Consider the following 19,085-nt stretch of genomic DNA (forward strand, 5'->3'; position numbering starts at 1 on the left):
AGATCATACCGGCTTTGATAGTACTCAACATATCACAGTAAAAGCGCAGCAGGTGCCATGAGTGTATCTGCAGCAATTATAAAAAAGCTTGGTAAACGACATGGATTCCAGCATTCAGCATTGAGCGATCAGAGATACTCGATCCAGCTGATGAAAGTTAAAAGCTGATGACTGACGGCTCCTACCTGAAATGGATGGCTTTTACCACCTGCACTTTTTTAACAATATAAGTGGGAATCATCAGCACCAGCAGGCATACGAGGAAGGTTCCGGAACAGATGGCCAGCACTTCCCACAAAGAAATTTTAACGGCTGCCTGGCTGAGATAATACGCGGTTTCATCCAGTTTGATAAAACCGGTCTTTACCTGCATATACAATAAGCCCAGGGCCCCGGCCGCCCCGGCAATAATACCGGTGAGTGTAATCAATAAGCTATGCTGCAGGAAGATCTTTTGAACCGTCCAGTCGGTAGCACCCACCGCCTTTAATACGCCGATCATACGCATCCGTTCCAGTACCAGGATGATGAGGCAGGTTACCAGGTTAATCACCGCCACAACGATCATGATTGCGATGAGCAGGTTCCGGGTTACATCCTGCATGTTCAGCCAGTCGAAAATATTGGGTGCAAAGTTCTTGATATCCTGGGCATCCCATTCTTCCGGCATCTGCGGCAGGGCGGTTAGCTGATCGGATACCGCACCGATCTTTTTGTAGTCCTTTAAAAAGATCTCATAACCGCCGATCTGGTCCGGTTCCCAGTCATTGAGCCGGCGGATCAGTTTAATATCACCAATGGCAAATGTTTTATCGTATTCTTCGATCCCGGTTTTATAGATGCCCGTAATCGTCAGCCGGTCTGGCCGCAGCGAATTATCCGGACGGATAAAATAGATCAGTACCCGGCTGCCGGTGTCCAGCTTCATTTGCCGGGCCGTATATTCCGATATCATGATCTCCCGGGCATAAGTAGTATCTACAAACCGCGGAGGACGGCCGCGTTGCATAAAGGATTGCAGGTTGCCAAAGTTATACGTACTGTCGACTCCCTTCACCAATACTCCTTCCAGGTCGTCCCTGGTTTTTATGATCGCATAGCGGGTGGCAAAGGGTTGTATGGTGCTCACCTGCGGGTTCTTCCTTATCTGGGCAACAAGCGCAGGGTTGGCATTGATGGGTATTTCTTCCGATACCACATATTGATAAGGGGCCATCTCCTGGATACGGATATGGCCCCAAAAACTAAATACTTTTTCGCTTACTTTTTGCTGGAAACCATTGGCAAATGCCAGGGTAATGATCATTACTGCCACACTGATCGCGGTAGCCACAATGGACAGCCGGATAATAAACCGTGAAAAAGAACGCTGTTTATTAAAGGCAATCCGGTGTGCAATAAAGGAAGCTGTATTCAATTGCGAATATTATTTTTCGCGAATTTATTGAAGCTTCTTTGCATCATCTAAAAATTTCGCCAATCCGCTGTCGGTAAGCGGGTGTTTCAGCAATCCGAGGATGGCATCCAGCGGACTGGTTACCACATGGGCACCTACTTCTGCACAACGTACAATATGATTGGAGTTACGCATAGAAGCCGCCAACACCTGGGTCTTCAGCCCCTGAATATTATAAATGTGTACGATCTGCTCTACCAGCTGTACGCCGTCCCAACCGGTATCATCAATGCGGCCTACAAACGGGGATACATATTTTGCTCCGGCCTTGGCACATAAAATAGCCTGCCCGGCATTGAATACCAGCGTACAGTTGGTTTTAATACCGTTGTCTGTAAACCATTTGATTGCTTTTACGCCATCTTTGATCATGGGCACTTTTACCACAATATTCGGATGAATGGCTGCCAGCTTTTTTCCTTCTTCTATGATATCGTTGAATTCGGTGCTTACTACTTCCGCACTAATGTCGCCATCTACCATTTCGCAGATGTCCTTATAATGCTTCATGACCGCATCATGTCCTTTGATTCCTTCCTTTGCCATCAGAGAGGGATTGGTGGTTACTCCATCCAGGATCCCCAGTTCATTGGCTTCTTTGATCTGGTCCAGATTGGCTGTATCAATAAAAAACTTCATTGCAAACTGATTTTATATTAAAAAATAAATACTCCTTGCTATTCCGTAAGGGCTGCATGATCTCAATCGTACCATTGAAATCAAATTTAAAAACCAGTTGTAAAATTAGGTAAATTAGAGAGAGAAAAAAAAGGCAGGCTACTCACATCGCGCCGCTACAACCACCTATCCTTGCTGTCTTCCGACCCTGGGGAGATTCAGTAGGAGCTGGCCGTATGAGACCTGCCGGGCGCAAATATAGGGTAAAGCTGTTAAAAGGAAAAGAATCCCCGGAATAAAATCATTTTTTATCTGCAGACGGAGCCTTCCGGGTAACGGCCTTGGAAACAGCTTCTTTTCCAAACCGGTTCTTGATTGCATCTACTGCTTTGTATAAGTTAAGTTTTTCATCCTGGCGGTTGAACAAATCCATCTGCATGCCATCATCCGCCAACTGGCTGAAACGCACGCCGATAAGACGCACGGGACGGCCTTTCTGGTAAAACTTATCAAAGATCGCTTTTGCTTTTTCAATCAGTTCGTCGTCAAGGGCGGTGTACGCCATCGACTCCTGCCTGTTGGTGGTTTCAAAATCGCTGTACCGGATCTTTACAGTAATACAACCTGTTAATTTATTATCCTGCCGCAGGTCGTAGGCATTCCGTTCTGTAAGCGCGATCAGTTTTTTATGCAGGAATGCCACGTCCGTTTGATTTTCATGAAAGGTGGTTTCATGGCTCATACTTTTCTGATCCCAGCGGCCTTCTACTTCCCCGCTGCCCATACCCTGTGATTTAAGCCAAAGGTCTTCACCCCATTTACCCAATTGGCTTATGAGGAGATCTTTGGGTGTAAGCGCAATGTCTTTAATGGTGTGCAACCCCAGTTTCCGGAGCCGCAACGCTGTTTGTTTGCCTACGCCATTGATCTTCTCAATGCCCAGCGGCCACAAAAATGCCTTTTCCTTTCCATGCGGAATCTCTAAAAAGCCATTGGGTTTGGCTTCGTTGGTGGCCATTTTGCTGATAAACTTCGCAGACGACAATCCACAGGAAATGGGCAGGTTGGTTTCCTTAATAATGTATTCCCGCAACTGGCGTGTATACTGGCTTACGCCAAAGAACCGGTCCATACCCGTAAGATCACAATAAAATTCATCGATGGATGCCTTCTGATAAAGGGGTACTTTTGATGCGATGATCTCCGTAACCAGATTTGAATAGTACCCGTATTTTTCATGGTTGCCCCGCAGTACCACGGCATGCGGACAAAGCCGCATAGCCCGCTGCATGGGCATTGCAGAATGCACGCCGTATTTGCGGGCCTCATAACTGCAGGTAGATACCACACCCCGGTTGGCCGAGCCGCCAACAATTACCGCCTGCCCCTTCAATGCCGGATTCTGCAGGATCTCCACCGCCACAAAAAATGAGTCCAGGTCAAAATGAACGATATACGATTTCTGGTCTGTCACTTCCTCAAAGTTAAAAACCAGATGCCACTACACATACATTTTATTTACCGTGCTGTTGCAAGGCCTGTTTTCTTTGCGTTATATATCTTAAATGATGTCATATGAGATCCTGGTTCTATTTGCTGGTCTGTACCACAACGGCTTTTAGCCTGTTATCCGCCTGCCACAAGAGCAGCACCCAAAACTGCGACGCGTACTGGATCGCCAAAGCCCGTAAAGCGTGGATGCCAATGTCCAGCTGCAGTCCGGAATTCAACCATTATCTTGGAAAAGGCATGTACAGTGGTACGGTGCTGTATTATACCAGTATCAGCTGTACCGCCTGCAGTATGGCGCCACCAGCATACGGTTTTACCTGCAAGGGCGATACCGTGCACGTTGCGGATTGGAAAGCAGTAACGGACATAAAAATCCTGGCAACCTGCAGGGATCTTTAACCGGCTGACCGGAGGTATTTTTTGATCATCACAACCTGGCCCAGGTGATAATGCGCATGCTCCACCTGCCCCTGAAAGTTTTTATAGGCGCTGGAATGCCCGGGTAATATGAGTGCTTCCAGTTTATCCTCATCAAACCTGCGGATCACTTCCGCCAGTTCTTCGGCCGACCGGAACAACCCGTTCTTCAATGCCTCCCAGTGTTCCGGCGACGCTTCGTTTATCGCAAACCCGTTGTGCCCGGCTATTTCCGGTGTTATTCCCCTGCCCCGTTGGGCTACGATCCCGTTCCAGTACGCAATATGGTTCAGTAACGAGGCGATGGTATTGGGTGAAAAAGGCACGGGGGCAAATGCTTCCTCCCAGTTACTATCGCGGATGGTGTCGGCAATGGCTACACTGGTCCAGTTGTTTCCCAAATGTACATCGGTCAAATGCTGTGCGATCAGCGCTGTTTTCTTCATAGTGTTTATTTTAAAGGGCCCTTAAAACAGCTACAAGGTAGTCAAACTTTTTAGTTTCGCCGGCCGGGTTTATCTTTATCACCGATGCTGCCCCGAATAAGCATGATCATTACTGCATATAATCCATTTTCATACATGAAACAGATACAATTGACGGTTGCGTTTTTGTTGCTTCTTTCTATTACCGGCCTTCAGGCCCAAACCCGTTGGTTCAACCCGCTGAAAGCGGAAACAGCCGTAATCCAGAACCAGGGCTGGACGGATGAGATCGGCAGGTCTTTTACCCGCTTACCGGAACGGGCCGGGCAGGTGGTACGTAAGGCCGTGTGGAACCTTTCAAAAAATGCCGCAGGCCTCAGCATTCATTTTTATACCAATGCGCCTGAAATCACAATCCGTTACAGCGTAACCGGTCCCTTTGCCATGAACCATATGCCTGCTACGGGCGTTTCGGGTGTAGACCTCTATGCCATTGACGAAGACGGCAACTGGAAACGGGCCTGGGGGTCCTACGACTTTTCGGACACGATCCGTTACCAGTATCAGCATCTGTTTCCCAGCCGTTATCATAAAAAAGGATTTGAATACCGGCTGTTCCTGCCGCTTTATAACAGCATAAAATGGATGGAAATCGGGGTACCCGAAGAGGCTTACTTCGAGTTCATTCCCGTATTAAAGGAAAAACCCGTGATCGTTTACGGAACCTCCATTGCCCAGGGCGGTTGTGCATCCCGGCCGGCGATGGGCTGGACGAATATTCTGTCACGCAAGCTCGATTACCCGGTGGTCAATCTTGCATTTTCCGGGAATGGCCCGTTTGAAAAAGCCGTGGTAGACCTGATCAATGAACAGGAGGCTGCCGCCTATGTTTTCGACTGTCTGCCCAATATGGGAGCCCTTTCACAGGAAGAAGTATATTACCGGGTGCTTTACGGCGTAAAAACCATCCGTAAAAATCATAAAGCTCCCATCTTACTGACGGATCATATCGGGTATTTTAACGACCAAACCGATTCTACGCGGGCGGCAGTATGGCAGCGGCTGAATGCCACACAGTGGAAGGCCTACACCGAACTGAAAAAGCAGGGGGTCAGGGATCTGTACTATCTTACAAGGGATTCCATCCGGTTTCCGGTGGATGGCACCGTAGACTATGTGCATCCCAACGACCTGGGCATGCAGGCTTATGCAGATGCTTACGAACCGGTGCTGCGTACCCTGCTGAACATGCCGCAAGGAAAAACCGGAACCACCAGACCGGTAAGCCAGCGCAGGGAAGCCGGTGGATACGAATGGAAAAAAAGACATGCGCAGGAGCTGCAGTTCAACCAGGATCAGCCGCCGGCACAGGTCATCATCGGTAACTCCATTACCCATTACTGGGCCGGTGAACCCAGGGCACATGTTGTAAGGGGTGAAAAAAGCTGGAATCAGTACCTCAGCGGCTTCCGGAATATGGGTTTTGGCTGGGACCGTATAGAGAATGTGCTATGGCGGGTGTATCATGGGGAACTGGACGGGTATACCGCAAAAAATATTGTGCTGATGATTGGCACCAATAATATCGGGGGCAATACGGATGCGGATATTGTGCGGGGACTGGATTTTTTGCTGCAGCAGATCCGGCAGCGGCAGCCAAAGGCAAACATAAAACTGGTGGGCATTTTTCCAAGAAGAAATACGGAAGCCAGGATCGCATCCCTGAATAAACAGTTACAGGCCGTTGCCCAAAAAGGCCGGTTCATCTTTGCCGACCCCGGGAAACAGCTGCTGCTACCCTCGGGAAAGATTAATGAAACCTTATTTACGGATGGCCTGCATCCCAATGAAGAAGGTTATGCACGGCTTGCAAAAGCGGTTGCCGGTTTTTAACCGAGATAGATCTCCAGCAGCCCGTCCGGTAGTTTAACGGTGATATTCCGGTATTGATGGTCTACCTTTTTCAGGCTTTCCGCATGCAGTGGAATCAGCACTTCTTTTCCCCGCACCGTAAGCCGGCAAAGCACCTGGTGCGGCTGCTCGATAATTTCCTGGATGACTCCCAGCACCTGCTTTCCATCTTTTACAGTGTAGCCCAGGAGGCTGATGGGTGCTTTTTTGCTGGCATAGCGTTTAAAGTCGGCCCCGGTGAACCATACTTCTTTGCGCAGCAGCGGCTTTGCCGCCTCGGGCGTGTGTACTTCCTCCAGTTTCAGATAGGCTTCTTCGTCATTTTTTTTGCGCACGCCTTCCACAAACCAGGGCAGGAAGCTTCCTGTGGCGTCTTTGATAAATAGCTGCTGCAGGCCCTCGAATGTGGTATCGCCCAACGCATGTTGAAGGATCACTTCTCCTTTAAGGCCGTAAACACCCGCAATCTTTCCGATGCTGATATAGTCTTCCTGTTTCACTGTTATACCCGGTTATCGAATAAATAAAAAGCGGCCCGGAGCCGCTTTTTATTTTAAGAATCATTTTTCTACTATTATTCTCCGTTGCCTTCAGCGTTTGCTTCAGGAGCAGCAGTTCTGCGCGGAGCAGCGCTGGCCACTCTGCGTTTAGCTTTTCTTTCTTCAATCGCTTTTGCAGTACGTTTTTTAATTTGCTCGTCATGCTCTGCACTCCAGGCGGTGAATTTCTGCATCGCAGCAGCTTCATCAAACAGTCCCAGTTTTACACCACGTAATAAGTGTTTCAGGTATAATACACCTTTAAAACTTAAAATACGACGCACTGTGTCTGTAGGAGTAGCTCCTTTGTTCAGCCATTCCAGTGCTTTCTGACGATCCAGTTCAATTGTAGCAGGAATAGTCAGAGGGTTGTACGTACCTAATTTTTGGATGAATTTACCATCACGGGGACTTCTAGCGTCCGCTACTACGATAAAGTAGAAGGGTCTCTTCTTTGACCCATGTCTTTGCAATCTAATCTTAGCTGCCATTTTAAATAGAAATTTAAGGCTTTTAACAAAAAAAATTAATTCCCATACACCTCATATGGGGCACCAAAAGTAACTCATTTTTGAATAATAACGGTCATATTTTGACAAGTTTAAAAAAAATGACGGATTTTAAGATTTTCTTATCAGGAAGCAGGATGCTTCATTAAAGAATTTAAAAAAAGATGGAAACTTCCTTGAAACAGGAACCGGATTTGTCCTCCTACCGGCATGGGACTCAAAACTATTCCCCAATAGCAACTTGTTTAAAATCAACTTTTTCAATACCTGTTTACGGGAGTTTTAACAATTTAAAAAAATACACCAAACAACTACGGTTTCTTTAATTTCATCCTTAAAAGGACAACAGAAATAGAAAGTATCGAACCGGCGACGAAATCGCTGTAAAAGGGTACCGATACTCTCAAATAATCCGTTACTTTTGCAAACTTTATTTATGACGAAGCGGTTTTTAACATTTATTGGAACGATCGGGTTTTTGCTCCTGACCATCAATACTGTTACGGCGCAATCAAAGGCAGCATTTTATACTGCGCTGGCCAGCAGTTCGGTAAAGACCATTGATGCACAGATTAGCCAGGTAACCGGTTACACCACGGCTGCCGAAGCCCCGGCTTTTATTGGCGCGCTTGAAATGCGGAAGGCAGGACTGGTTGCCGTGCCGGCTAAAAAGTTATCTGTTTTCAAGCAGGGGCATAAAAAACTGGAATCGGTTATTAAAGCCAATCCTAAAGAGGCCGAATACCGTTTCCTTCGTTTAATGATCCAGGAAAATGCTCCCAAATCGTTGGGATATTCCAAAAACATTACGGAAGACAGCAAAATGATCCGGGATCAGTTTGCGTCGCTACCTGCTGTTACCCAGCAAAGCGTAAAAAGTTACAGCAAGAAATCAAAATCACTGTCGGGCCTTTTATAATTTCAGGTATGAGCAAGCATGTATTAGCGGTTTATTTTACACAATCCGGGCAAACCAAGGAGATCCTGGATTCCTTTTTGCAGCCGCTGCTTGCAGATGGGGTTCAGGTAGATTTTCTGCAGGTTAAAACCAGCCATCAGTTTCCGTTTCCCTGGAGCATTCCTGTTTTTTTTGATACGGTGCCGGAGTCGGTAGATGTGATCCCCACAGCGTTGGAACCCTGGTCGGTACCCCGGCAGCAATATGACCTGGTGATCCTGGCCTGGCAACCTTGGAACCTGTCGCCCAGTATACCCATTAATTCCATTTTACAGGATAACGCGTTTAAGGCCTTGATAAAAGGCACCCCGCTGGTAACCATTTGTGGTTGCCGCAACATGTGGATCAATGCCCAGGAAAAGAATAAAAAACTGCTTCAGGAAGCCGGCGCCCAACTGGTAGGTAATATTGCTTTGTTTGACCGGCACCTGAACCACCTTAGTTATTTTACTATTTTTCACTGGCTGGGTACGGGCAGAAAAGACCGTAAATGGGGTATTTTCCCCAAGCCGGGTGTGGCACAGGACGATATTGTCTATGCGGCTGTTTTTGGAGCTACCGTAAACCGGTTCCTGCAATCCGGCAACTGGCAGGGGCTGCAGCCGGAGCTGGTGGGCCAAAAAGCGGTGGTGGTCAAATATTCCCTGATGTACATTGAGCGCAAGGCCGGGAAAATATTCAAAAAATGGGTCGCCATCATTAATAAACACCCCCAAAACAGAAAAAAAATACTTGTAGCCTATAAATATTATCTTGCGGTAGCATTGCTGATTGCGTCTCCTATTATTTTATTAGTAGATTTGATCCTGGTGCGCCCGTTCAGCCAACGGAAGATCCGGCGGCAAATGGACTACTACGCAGGTGTGGCATGGAGGGAAAAGATTTAATCGCTCATTGATCAATAACAGCACTATAGTTGAAGGGTGCGACGCAAGGAAGCTGAAAGGTGTTCCTGCAGCCGGGCCCACAAAAAATAAATGATTAAAAAACATTATGAATTTGAACGACGTTTATATTAACCGTACTGCTCATTATTTCCCCAACAACCCGGTATCAAACGATGAGATGGAGGAATACCTGGGCTATATTAATGGAAAACCATCCAAATCCAGACGAATTGTTTTGAGAAACAACGCCATTACCAACCGCTATTATGCATTGGAAAAAGGCGGAAAGATTACCCATACCAATGCCCAGTTAACGGCGGAGGCCATTAAGGAATTGTTTAAGCAGGACCGGGAAGGCATGAAACAGGTAGATGTGCTTTCCTGCGGCACCTCGTCGCCGGACCAGATGATGCCCTCACATGCCGTGATGGTGCATGGCTGGCTGCCGGAGCTGGGTTCCATTGAAGTAGTATCCCCCGCGGGAGTATGCTGCGCAGGCATGCACGCATTGAAATATGCATACATGTCGGTAAAAACCGGTGATGCGGCTACGGCCGTTGCCACGGGCTCCGAGCGGTTTTCCGCTTCACTGGTGGCCAACCAGTTTGAAGACGAGGTGCATAAACTGGAAGCCCTGGAAGAGAACCCTTACATCAGTTTTGATAAGGAATTTTTACGCTGGATGCTGTCAGACGGGGCTTCTGCATTTTTAATTTCCAATAAAAAGAATGAAGAAGGCCTGAGCCTGAAGATCGAGTGGATGGAAGGCATTTCCTATGCCGATTATATGGAAGCCTGTATGTATATGGGTGCGGAAAAGCAGGAAGACGGTCATTTGAAAAGCTTCCTGGAATTTAACCACGAAGAGCTGAATGAAAAATCAATCCTGAGCATTAAACAGGATGTGAAATTGCTGAGCCCGAATATTGTGCCGTTGGGCGGCAAGATCCTGCCGGAGCTGTTCGAACGCCGCGGACTGAACCCGGATGATATCACCTGGTACCTGCCGCATATGAGCAGCAACTTCTTTAAAGATAAAATATATGACGAGCATATTAAGCTGGGGCATCATATTCCTTACGAAAAATGGTTTGTGAACCTGAGCCGTGTGGGAAATGTAGGTGCCGCTTCTGTATACTTTATGGTAGATGAACTGTTTAACAGCGGTCAGCTGAAAAAAGGTGATAAAGTATTCCTGCTGGTTCCGGAAAGCTCGAGGTTTAGCTATATGTATGCCTTGCTGACAGCGGTGTAGAAACGCAAATCGTGAATAAGAAATCGTGAAAAGTGAAAAAACCTTCCGTTTTTTCACTTTTTTTGTTTCAGAAGGCAAAAACCCGCAGGCATTTCACCGGAAACTCGCGATTTTTGTCACCCAATTTAGCGAATATTATATCGCTAATTTTTATTAGCTTGCCTCGTTTAAAATTTTTTTCATCATATGAAAAAAGAAGAAATTCCGCAGGACAACGGCGCGCTGGGCAAAATAGCCAAAGAGGTTACATATGTGGTAGACGAAAACGGTAACTACTCCACGGGGCAAAGCACCGGCTGGGACGTAAAAACCGATGCATTGAATGTAGCCTGGCATGATGTGGAAGCAAAGATTGAAGCGGCCAAACAAAAAGTATTGCATGGCGAGGCCAGTCCGATCCTGTATTTTATGGAGAAAAAGATCATGGACCTCAACATCCTGGCCTCCTATACCGGTTACTGGAAATGGAGCATCAAAAAACACCTGAAGCCTGCCGGCTTTCAGAAACTGTCGGCCGATAAATTAAAAAAATATGCGGAGCTTTTTGAAATAAGCGTGGAAGCATTAAAAAACCCGTTTCAACATTAGATCATAGGCTGTGATTCATGGTTCATGGTCGTTACTATGAACCATCACCATAAACCATAAACAAAATAACTTGGAACTTCAACATACAAATTTTAAACATCTCCAGGCAGCGCATTGCGAAAACGGTGTTACTACCGCATTACTGCGTCATTACGGCATTACAAAAATTACCGAACCACTGGCTTTTGGCATGGGCTCCGGATTGTTTTACATACAACTGCCGTTTATGAAGGTGAATGGGGGGCCGGCCATTTCTTTCAGAACGATGCCCGGGCTGATCTTTAAGCGAACCTGTACTGCATTGGGCGTTCCGGTTACCCGTAAAAAATTCCGGTCGCATGAAAAAGCCATGCAGGAGCTGGATGAGCGTATACTGGCCGGTAAACCTACCGCCTGCCAGGTAGGCGTTTTTTACCTGACCTATTTTCCAAAGGAATACCGCTTTCATTTCAATGCCCATAACCTGATCGTTGTAGATAAAAAAGGGGATGACTACTATATCAGTGACCCCATTATGGAAGGCCTTGTTACCATGAACAGCTATGAACTGGAACGCGTGCGTTTTGCCAAAGGGGCTTTTGCTCCGCGCGGACAAATGTATTACCCGGGCGATCAGTTGCAGGAACCAACAGACGAACAAATGAAACAGGGCATTATCAAGGGTATCAAACGCAATTGCAGGGATATGCTGCATATTCCCGGCTCATTTGGCGGCGTGAGCGGTATTGCCTATACCGGCCGGCAGATCAAAAAATGGAAGACCAAACTGGGCGATGAAAAAGCCCGCAGCTACCTCGCTCAATTGGTACGGATGCAGGAAGAGATCGGTACCGGCGGCGGCGGTTTCCGGTTTATTTATGGCGCATTCTTGCAGCAGTCCCATCCCTACCTGAAGGCCGACGAGCTGTTTGCGCTCTCCAAACAATTTACCGCTACCGGCGACAAATGGCGGGATGCTGCCATCCAGGCTTCCGGTATCTACAAAGGCCGGCTGAATACCCAGGCTGATTATGATAATATGGGCGACCGGCTGATTGAAATATCGGCGCTGGAGAAACAGGCGTTTCAACAACTAAAGGCGCTGATGGGGAAAATAAAATAATCCAACCGTTTATTTTTGAATGCCCTGACGCCCTTCATTTTTAAGGGCTTCGGCTACTCTTGCTTCAAACTTTTTAAGATCCAGGGACGGAGGGGTTTTCAATACCGGCATTTCGTTCTTCGTTTTCAGCGTTGGGGTATAACCGCCCGCAGCCATGTAAAAGCGATCGGGGTATGTTGGCGATACGCCCTGCTCATAATCTACCCGCTGGCCGGGTTTGCCGTCGGTATTTGAAAAACGCACTTTATTAAAGTTGATCCATTTACCCGATGCGGCCTCCACTCCCCAGGCATTGTAATAGTAGGCCTCCCGGCGCAGCTGACCGTTGGTATAGCCATAGTTTTCAAGGAAGGAATAAAAGCCGTCGAAAAAGCGCTTTTCATGGGGGGCGCGCCAGGAAGCAATATAATGCCACCCTTCATTGGCCACCTGGTACCATGCAGAAAGCACCACCGAATGATTTTCCTGCGGCAGCACATGCATCAAGAACTGAACCGGCTTACCCGTTTTCCAATTGGCCTCCTTTACAAAAGATTGGCCGCCTGTGCCTTCGCCACCAAATGATTTAACCGTAGTAGCCGGATCCTTATCCACCAGGCTTACAAAATCGGCCTTTGTGATACTGGAATCTTTTTCGGCATCTTTACTATCCCAAACCGAGAATAATACCCTCCGTTCTGTGGATGTGTTTGTTTGTATGCCCAGGTACCCGCGGTAAAAGCCCAGCGACATGTAATAGGTGTATAGCGGATCGGCACCTTCCGGAACCAGGATTTCTTCATATAACCAGTTATAGGATTTAGAAGTAGGCTCGGTACTGCTAAATGACAAGTGTACCGAGGGGGTTGACTGGTAGTTGATAAAATTCACCCAGCCATCCGGTGTAGCGGTTCTGAACAAAAGCGTAGTGATGGTAATGGCTCCTTCCGGATCCGTTACCGGCGTCAGCGTATATTTATAATAACCCTCAGCAGGAATCTTAACATGCACACCGTATACGGTATCCTTATTACCGGTTCCCTTAAAAACAAGATCCCGGCTTACCGGCTTCTGACCCGGTTGCGGGTAAGTGCTGCTTACATCCAGTTTAAAGCGCAGTTTTTTACCCGCGGTAACCTGGTTGTCGAAATACAGATCGTAGTCTCCGGGCTTCTGAAACACGATCCACGAAACCCGTTTGTCCTTATTCCGCCACCGGCTGATACTGCCGCGGGTTTCCGGGTATCCTACCGGAATAGAAACACCCGGATCTCCGGGAGCAAAGGGCTCTGCATATGCTTTATTAGCGGGTATTTCAAATTGTTTGAGTGTTCCCATTATGGCGGGTGATTGTGCCCGCAGCAAAGGAAGCGAAAAAAGAAAGCCGCTTAAAGCCAGTAAAAGACAACGGTACATATATGGACTGCTTTTATAAACTGAACCTCAAAAATAACAGCTGCGGGTCGGTTGGCAAACATTTATTATTTTTAAAATCCTGCTGATCAAAAAGATTGCGAAGATTGCAGGTTATAATAGTAGTATATGTCTAAAAAAACCGTACAAAACCTTATCTCCGTAGGCCTCTTTGCTTTTGTACTGGCACTATTTATATTCCCAGAGTTCAAAGCAGTGCTCATTCGCGGGCTGATGAAGATAGGATTCTTCCAGCCGCGGGTAGAAACCGCCAAGGCCCTGCCTTCTGAAACCGCCACAGGATCCGTACAATTTGTTACAGCCGGCGGCGAAATGCATACCCCGGAATCCTTAAAGGGAAAAGTAGTATTCATCAATTTCTGGGCCACCTGGTGCCCGCCCTGTATTGCAGAGATGCCGGCGATCCATGAACTTTATGCAGCCTTTAAAAACAACCCGGATATTGTTTTCCTCCTGGCAGATGCCGATCAGGACCTGCCTAAGGCAACGGATTTTATAAAGAAAAAACAACTCGATCTGCCCGTGGCGAGCTTCCGGGGAACAGTGCCGGCATCCTGGTACAGCGGTACGCTCCCCACCACCCTTGTACTGGATAAAACAGGAACCCTGGTATACCGGCATGAAGGAGCCGCCGATTTCAGCAACAAACAATTCCGGGCGTTTTTGGAAGGATTGGTACGTTAGAGATTTGAGATTTGAGATTCGAGATTCGAGAATACAGAATCGAGAATTCAGAATCTATATCGTTTATTTAGCGCCGCAGATGCGCAGATTTAGTACCAGCTGTAACAGTTCTCAAAAATAGCGCAGCGAAAGCGCCGCAGGCCCCATCAGCACATCTGTGGCAATTATAAAAAAGCGCTTAAGTAAACCACATTGTATCTGAAATCGGGGATTCAGATTCAACATCGCTTCGTTAGCGCCGCAGATGCGCAGATTTGGTACCGGCTGTAACAGTTCTCAAAAATAGCGCAGCCAAAGCGCCGCAGGCCCCATCAGCGCATCTGTGGCAATTATAAAAAAAACGCTTAAGTAAACCACACTGTATCCCGAATCAAGCTTTGAGCATCGCCGTTGGGCTATCCGCAACGGGTTAACAATGGTCTTTATAACCTGTTTCTCCTTTTTTTCAGGCGGCAGGCACCGGTCCCGGTCGGAGCCTCCAAAAATCATTCGCCGCGTTTTTAATAAAATGGAAAGCGGCTTATTCACGGATCTCAGGTCTTATCTGGATGCTGAAATCGCTCCATACACAAATTAACGTTTCTCCATCCGTGCATTCATCGCATTTGGCTAAATTTGTCCCATGTCGCATACATCATCTCAATTTCAAAAGAAAAGCAAGGACAAGGCCTACGACCGTGAGCACCGGAAGGTGATCAATTTCAATATCTCCCGATACAATGCGGCGGTACCGGGCGGACAGGCCCAGTTTGCGGACCTTAACCTGGCCAGGGAACGGGCCAAGAATCTAAAATGGAAAGCCATTGAGGTACTGGACCAGACCCTTGAAAATTTTGAGGCCAATATCACAAAGCGGGGCGCCAAAGTGATCTGGTGCGAGGATGCCCGGCATGCCAATGAAGTGATCCTGGAGATCTGCCAGCAAAAGAATTGCAAAACGCTGGTAAAAAGCAAAAGCATGGTTACGGAAGAACTGCATCTGAACGACAATCTGGCCAAACACAATATTGAAAGCGTGGAAACAGACCTGGGTGAATACATCCAGCAACTGGCCGGAGAGCCTCCCTATCATATTGTAACCCCAGCCATGCACAAAAGCCGGGAACAAATTGCCGAACTGTTTGCAGAAAAGCTGGGCACCGATCCCAATGATAGTGCGGAAAAGCTCACCCTCACCGCCCGCGAAAAACTGCGCCAGAAATATGCGGAAGCAGAGGTTGGTGTTACCGGGGCTAATTTTATCATCGCCGATATCGGCGGCATCGCCATCACCGAAAATGAAGGCAATGCCCGGCTGAGCTGTTCCATGCCCAAAACACATATTGTGGTAGCCGGCATCGAAAAGGTCATCCCCTCTATGACGGACCTTGCATTGTTCTGGCCACTGCTCAGCAGCTTTGGCACCGGCCAGCGCATTACTTCCTACAGTACCATTGTAACCGGTCCGCGGCAGCCAAATGAAGTGGATGGTCCGGACGAAATGTACGTAATCCTGCTGGATAACGGCCGCAGCAAAATGCTGGCGAATGAAAAGGCACGCGAGGCGCTTTATTGCATCCGTTGCGGCGCCTGCCTTAATGCCTGCCCGGTTTATAAAAACATTGGCGGTCATACCTACAACACCACTTACAGCGGTCCCATCGGTTCGGTGATCACACCGCAGTTAAAAGAAATGAAGGAATGGAAGCACCTTAGTCATGCCTCCTCGCTCTGTGGCAATTGCACCGAAGTATGCGCGGTAAAGATCAACCTGCATGAACTGTTACTGGAAAACCGGTATGAGGCCGTGGAGGAAGGCTATGCCCCCCTGGTTGAAAAATTTTCCTGGAAGATGTGGAAAACCGCCATGCTTAAACGCAGCATGGTCAATATGGTAAACGGCAATTTCAAGAGCACCTTCATCAATATGGTAGCGGGTTCCTGGACCAAAAATCACAGCAAACTCCAATTCCCCAAAAAATCATTCAACGAACAATGGGAAGAGCGGAAGAAACAAAGCCCGGCAGATCTGTAAGTTCTGTTTGCGCGCTGCCCATGTCTTTTAGCCCATCTATAGTGCAAATAGCAGCTTTCTTGCGTCGCACACTTGTGCTGCAGTACTGGTAGCAGCTTTGTTATGCCTGTCCGCCGCTGCCGAATTACACACTTTGTGCGGGGCATCACCCGCTTTATAGGTCGCTCAACCTGCTGCGGAACAATTTCCGGCGGTATCCCCGCGCAAGAAAATAACGTGAGGCAGGCTGATGGCCGTTGCAGAATCCGTTCCGCGGTTAATGATACCAATGGTAAACAAACTGCAAGATTCATCTTACTTTTGAATCACCATGTTGGTCTACAGCACATATATCACCCCACGGTTGCAGTATATTGTCCGGTTCTTTTCAAAAGAATTGGGCACACCGGAATGGCAGCTTACCGATGACGCGCAGGCGTTCCTCACAGAGCAGGGCGCACGGATCAATTATTCCGGGGAGGTATTAGATATGCAAAGCCTGCACATTGTGCCCCATGGCTTGCTATCGCAAACAGGCATTCAGCAGCAGCCGGTAAATGTTACGCAGTTAAACGGACTGCCCGTTTTTTTTCAAACAGGTGGCGTATTGGGTTTCGATGTATTTGCGGCCGCTTTTTATTTGCTGAGCCGTTATGAAGAATACCTGCCTTTTGAACAAGACCGGTATGGAAGGTTTCCGGCCACGCAATCCCTGGCACACAAAAACGGTTTTTTGAAAACGCCGCTGATCAATCGCTGGACGCAGTTGTTATACGAACAACTCGTTACACGGTTCCCCGGTGTAACGTTCAGGCAAACAGCTTTTCAGTTTGTACCGACTTATGATATTGATATGGCCTGGAGTTACCGGAATAAGGGCTTTATCAGGAACACGGCCAACTTACTCAAAGAAGCGTTCAGCTTTCAGTTTTCAGCTTTCAGCAAACGCTTTAGGGTATTAACCGGAAAAGAAAAAGATCCCTTTGATCAGTTTGGCTGGTTAAACGGGATGCATGAAAAGTACCAGCTAAAGCCCTATTATTTTTTCCTGGTTGCGGAGCATACCAACCGCTATGATAAGAATATTTCACCACAGCACAAAGACATGAAGGCCCTGATTGCAGACCATGCGATCCGCTACCCCATCGGCCTGCATCCCTCCTGGTATAGCAATACGGAACCCAGTGCTTTAAAAAAAGAGAAGGCTTTGCTTGCCGCCATTACCGGTACGGCCGTCAATGCCTCCCGCCAGCATTTTTTAAAGCTCTCTTTTCCACAAACCTATCGCAACCTGCTGAAAGCGGGTATCCTCTTTGATTTTTCAATGGGCTTTGCGGATGAGCATGGTTTCCGGGCTTCCGTAGCATCGCCCTTTTGCTGGTACGACCTGGAAGCAGAAACAGCCACCGACCTGTTGATCTTTCCCTTCTGCTTTATGGAAGGCACTGCTGTGTTTTATAAAAAGGATTCCCCGGAAGCCGGACTGGCGGAGTTGCAAAAACTCTATCACGAAGTAAAAATCGTGAACGGTTTTTTCAGTATGATCTGGCACAATTCCTCCTTTACGGATGAAGGCGTATTTAAAGGATGGAAACAGGTTTATGAAACGTTTATTACAGGCAGGACTGCTATATAATGGCTTTCTTCAAAAACAAGACTTTCGCCGTATTTAGAGGTCTACGATCACCTCGCTTTTCCCTGATTTTTTTTCTACATGGCAGCCATCGTTCCTAAACATATAGGGTTCATTCACAATGATCTTATTGTGCTTTATACCAATAAACTGCAGTTTAATATTCTTGCCCACCGGGAAAAGATCGCTTTGTCCATCGCTTGTTATGGCATATACTCCCTCTTCCCTGCTCGACCATAATTCATTGGAATGAAAAGTGCGATTAGTGGCAACAAATCGCGTGTAAAATGTGTCCAGCGGTACAGGCTCCCTTGTAGAAGAAAGTATCCTTACTCCATAGATTAGGTATTCTTTCGAGCATATTTTTAATATTGGCCCTCTTTTGCAAGCACCCAATACCAATATACCAAACAAAAGCATACATGTGATCTTCATATCCGCTGTTTTCCCAATTAACGTACATTAGCAACACATTGCAACATGATCGTTCAGAAAAGCTTAAAATAAGGATCATTACCGTTCAAGCTACGGTTTCCTATGGTACAAGACACTCCTTCGAACAAGCCGCAGGCTTATTTTCTACGGTCCATTAAGATAACCTTCTATATACCCTTTATGCCCCGTTAACTACCGCTGACGGGTTTCGCCCGGTTTTATTGCGTTATTACGATTTCTTTTTTTCCGGAAACTTCTTCTATATGACAACCGTTGTTTTTAACAATATAGGATTCGTTCACTACGATCTTGTTGTTTTTGATACCTGTAAAGCGGAGTTCGGTATCCTTCCCTTCCGGCAAAAGAAGCAACTGGCCGTCACTTGCCACGGTATAATACCCGTTACCCGCTCCCGGAACGACGTTATTGGCATGAAAGGTTGCATTAGAGGCTACAACACGGGTATAAAACGTATCCAGCGTTACCGCTTCTCCGGATGCACCGGTTACCTTGATATTATAGAACCGGTATTCCGCAGTGCAAATCCTGCCATCATCCTTTGATGCTTTCTTACATGCTGTTAATACTCCTATTCCGAGCAAAAGCAAAATGACTGTTTTCATATCCTGGCTGTTTTCTAATAGAACGTAAGCCGGATAAAAAACGCAACCAAACGGATGAATGTTTTAAAAAGAAAGAGAGTAACAAGACTGAAACTCCCTTTTAAACCTTACTTAAACCTTATTAAAA

At 47.1% G+C, this 19,085-nt stretch carries 19 protein-coding genes and 1 other RNA gene; 10 read left to right on the forward strand and 10 right to left on the reverse strand.

The window, feature by feature from the left end; translation table 11 throughout:
* Nucleotides 1-181: 181 nt before the first annotated feature.
* From LQ567_RS13205 to dinB, 4 genes are all read right to left on the reverse strand, one after another.
* Entirely contained in the window at nucleotides 182-1,417 is a 1,236-nt protein-coding gene (locus LQ567_RS13205) for an ABC transporter permease (RefSeq protein ID WP_231004988.1), read from the reverse strand.
* Nucleotides 1,418-1,441: 24 nt separating this feature from the next.
* Nucleotides 1,442-2,095, reverse strand: a complete 654-nt coding sequence (gene fsa, locus LQ567_RS13210; protein WP_231004989.1) for a fructose-6-phosphate aldolase — start codon at nucleotides 2,093-2,095, stop codon at nucleotides 1,442-1,444.
* Between the two features lie 128 nt (nucleotides 2,096-2,223).
* An RNA gene (gene ffs, locus LQ567_RS13215) (signal recognition particle sRNA small type) lies at nucleotides 2,224-2,323 on the reverse strand.
* 52 nt (nucleotides 2,324-2,375) lie between these two features.
* A complete protein-coding gene (gene dinB / locus LQ567_RS13220; protein WP_231004990.1) occupies nucleotides 2,376-3,548 on the reverse strand; it encodes a DNA polymerase IV in 1,173 nt (390 codons plus the stop codon).
* 101 nt (nucleotides 3,549-3,649) lie between these two features.
* Here dinB and LQ567_RS13225 point away from each other — a divergent pair, with 101 nt between their 5' ends.
* Nucleotides 3,650-3,985, forward strand: a complete 336-nt coding sequence (locus LQ567_RS13225; protein ID WP_231004991.1) for a hypothetical protein — start codon at nucleotides 3,650-3,652, stop codon at nucleotides 3,983-3,985.
* On the opposite strand, the gene LQ567_RS13230 is transcribed toward LQ567_RS13225, so the two are convergent.
* Nucleotides 3,982-4,449, reverse strand: coding sequence for a DinB family protein (locus LQ567_RS13230; protein WP_231004992.1), 468 nt, complete (start codon nucleotides 4,447-4,449; stop codon nucleotides 3,982-3,984). The genes LQ567_RS13225 and LQ567_RS13230 overlap by 4 nt on opposite strands.
* Nucleotides 4,450-4,584: 135 nt before the next feature.
* Between LQ567_RS13230 and LQ567_RS13235 the strand changes: the two genes are divergently transcribed.
* Complete coding sequence (locus LQ567_RS13235) at nucleotides 4,585-6,321, forward strand: SGNH/GDSL hydrolase family protein (RefSeq protein WP_231004993.1); 1,737 nt, start codon at nucleotides 4,585-4,587, stop codon at nucleotides 6,319-6,321.
* On the opposite strand, the gene LQ567_RS13240 is transcribed toward LQ567_RS13235, so the two are convergent.
* Both LQ567_RS13240 and rpsP read right to left on the reverse strand, forming a co-directional pair.
* Nucleotides 6,318-6,839, reverse strand: a complete 522-nt coding sequence (locus LQ567_RS13240; RefSeq protein WP_231004994.1) for a ribosome maturation factor RimM — start codon at nucleotides 6,837-6,839, stop codon at nucleotides 6,318-6,320. The genes LQ567_RS13235 and LQ567_RS13240 overlap by 4 nt on opposite strands.
* Nucleotides 6,840-6,913: 74 nt before the next feature.
* Nucleotides 6,914-7,369, reverse strand: a complete 456-nt coding sequence (gene rpsP, locus LQ567_RS26175; RefSeq protein ID WP_090389462.1) for a 30S ribosomal protein S16 — start codon at nucleotides 7,367-7,369, stop codon at nucleotides 6,914-6,916.
* A 454-nt stretch (nucleotides 7,370-7,823) separates the two neighbouring features.
* Between rpsP and LQ567_RS13250 the strand changes: the two genes are divergently transcribed.
* The 5 genes from LQ567_RS13250 to LQ567_RS13270 all read left to right on the forward strand — a co-directional run bounded on the left by LQ567_RS13250 (nucleotide 7,824) and on the right by LQ567_RS13270 (nucleotide 12,177).
* Complete coding sequence (locus LQ567_RS13250) at nucleotides 7,824-8,306, forward strand: hypothetical protein (RefSeq protein WP_231004995.1); 483 nt, start codon at nucleotides 7,824-7,826, stop codon at nucleotides 8,304-8,306.
* 8 nt (nucleotides 8,307-8,314) lie between these two features.
* Nucleotides 8,315-9,232 carry a hypothetical protein gene (locus LQ567_RS13255; protein ID WP_231004996.1) on the forward strand — a complete coding sequence of 306 codons (918 nt, stop codon included), beginning with the start codon at nucleotides 8,315-8,317 and terminating at the stop codon, nucleotides 9,230-9,232.
* 106 nt (nucleotides 9,233-9,338) lie between these two features.
* Entirely contained in the window at nucleotides 9,339-10,487 is a 1,149-nt protein-coding gene (locus tag LQ567_RS13260; RefSeq protein ID WP_231004997.1) for a beta-ketoacyl-ACP synthase III, read from the forward strand.
* A gap of 186 nt (nucleotides 10,488-10,673) precedes the next feature.
* Entirely contained in the window at nucleotides 10,674-11,075 is a 402-nt protein-coding gene (locus LQ567_RS13265) for a hypothetical protein (RefSeq protein ID WP_231004998.1), read from the forward strand.
* A gap of 70 nt (nucleotides 11,076-11,145) precedes the next feature.
* Nucleotides 11,146-12,177 carry a BtrH N-terminal domain-containing protein gene (locus LQ567_RS13270; RefSeq protein WP_231004999.1) on the forward strand — a complete coding sequence of 344 codons (1,032 nt, stop codon included), beginning with the start codon at nucleotides 11,146-11,148 and terminating at the stop codon, nucleotides 12,175-12,177.
* A 9-nt stretch (nucleotides 12,178-12,186) separates the two neighbouring features.
* Here the strand turns inward: LQ567_RS13270 and LQ567_RS13275 are convergent, their stop codons facing one another.
* Nucleotides 12,187-13,572: a DUF3472 domain-containing protein gene (locus LQ567_RS13275; RefSeq protein WP_231005000.1), complete on the reverse strand. Its 1,386-nt coding sequence runs from the start codon at nucleotides 13,570-13,572 to the stop codon at nucleotides 12,187-12,189.
* A gap of 126 nt (nucleotides 13,573-13,698) precedes the next feature.
* Between LQ567_RS13275 and LQ567_RS13280 the strand changes: the two genes are divergently transcribed.
* The 3 genes from LQ567_RS13280 (at nucleotide 13,699) to LQ567_RS13290 (ending at nucleotide 17,903) form a co-directional block, all read left to right on the forward strand.
* Nucleotides 13,699-14,274 carry a TlpA family protein disulfide reductase gene (locus LQ567_RS13280; protein ID WP_231005001.1) on the forward strand — a complete coding sequence of 192 codons (576 nt, stop codon included), beginning with the start codon at nucleotides 13,699-13,701 and terminating at the stop codon, nucleotides 14,272-14,274.
* A 622-nt stretch (nucleotides 14,275-14,896) separates the two neighbouring features.
* Nucleotides 14,897-16,288, forward strand: coding sequence for a LutB/LldF family L-lactate oxidation iron-sulfur protein (locus LQ567_RS13285; protein ID WP_231005002.1), 1,392 nt, complete (start codon nucleotides 14,897-14,899; stop codon nucleotides 16,286-16,288).
* 343 nt (nucleotides 16,289-16,631) lie between these two features.
* Entirely contained in the window at nucleotides 16,632-17,903 is a 1,272-nt protein-coding gene (locus tag LQ567_RS13290; protein ID WP_231005003.1) for a polysaccharide deacetylase family protein, read from the forward strand.
* 33 nt (nucleotides 17,904-17,936) lie between these two features.
* Here the strand turns inward: LQ567_RS13290 and LQ567_RS13295 are convergent, their stop codons facing one another.
* Together LQ567_RS13295 and LQ567_RS13300 are read right to left on the reverse strand one after the other, a co-directional pair.
* Nucleotides 17,937-18,335, reverse strand: a complete 399-nt coding sequence (locus LQ567_RS13295) for a hypothetical protein (RefSeq protein ID WP_231005004.1) — start codon at nucleotides 18,333-18,335, stop codon at nucleotides 17,937-17,939.
* 218 nt (nucleotides 18,336-18,553) lie between these two features.
* Nucleotides 18,554-18,958, reverse strand: coding sequence for a hypothetical protein (locus LQ567_RS13300; protein WP_231005005.1), 405 nt, complete (start codon nucleotides 18,956-18,958; stop codon nucleotides 18,554-18,556).
* Nucleotides 18,959-19,085: the final 127 nt, after the last annotated feature.

Source organism: Niabella pedocola (genome assembly GCF_021044425.1).
GTDB classification, from domain to species: domain Bacteria; phylum Bacteroidota; class Bacteroidia; order Chitinophagales; family Chitinophagaceae; genus Niabella; species Niabella pedocola.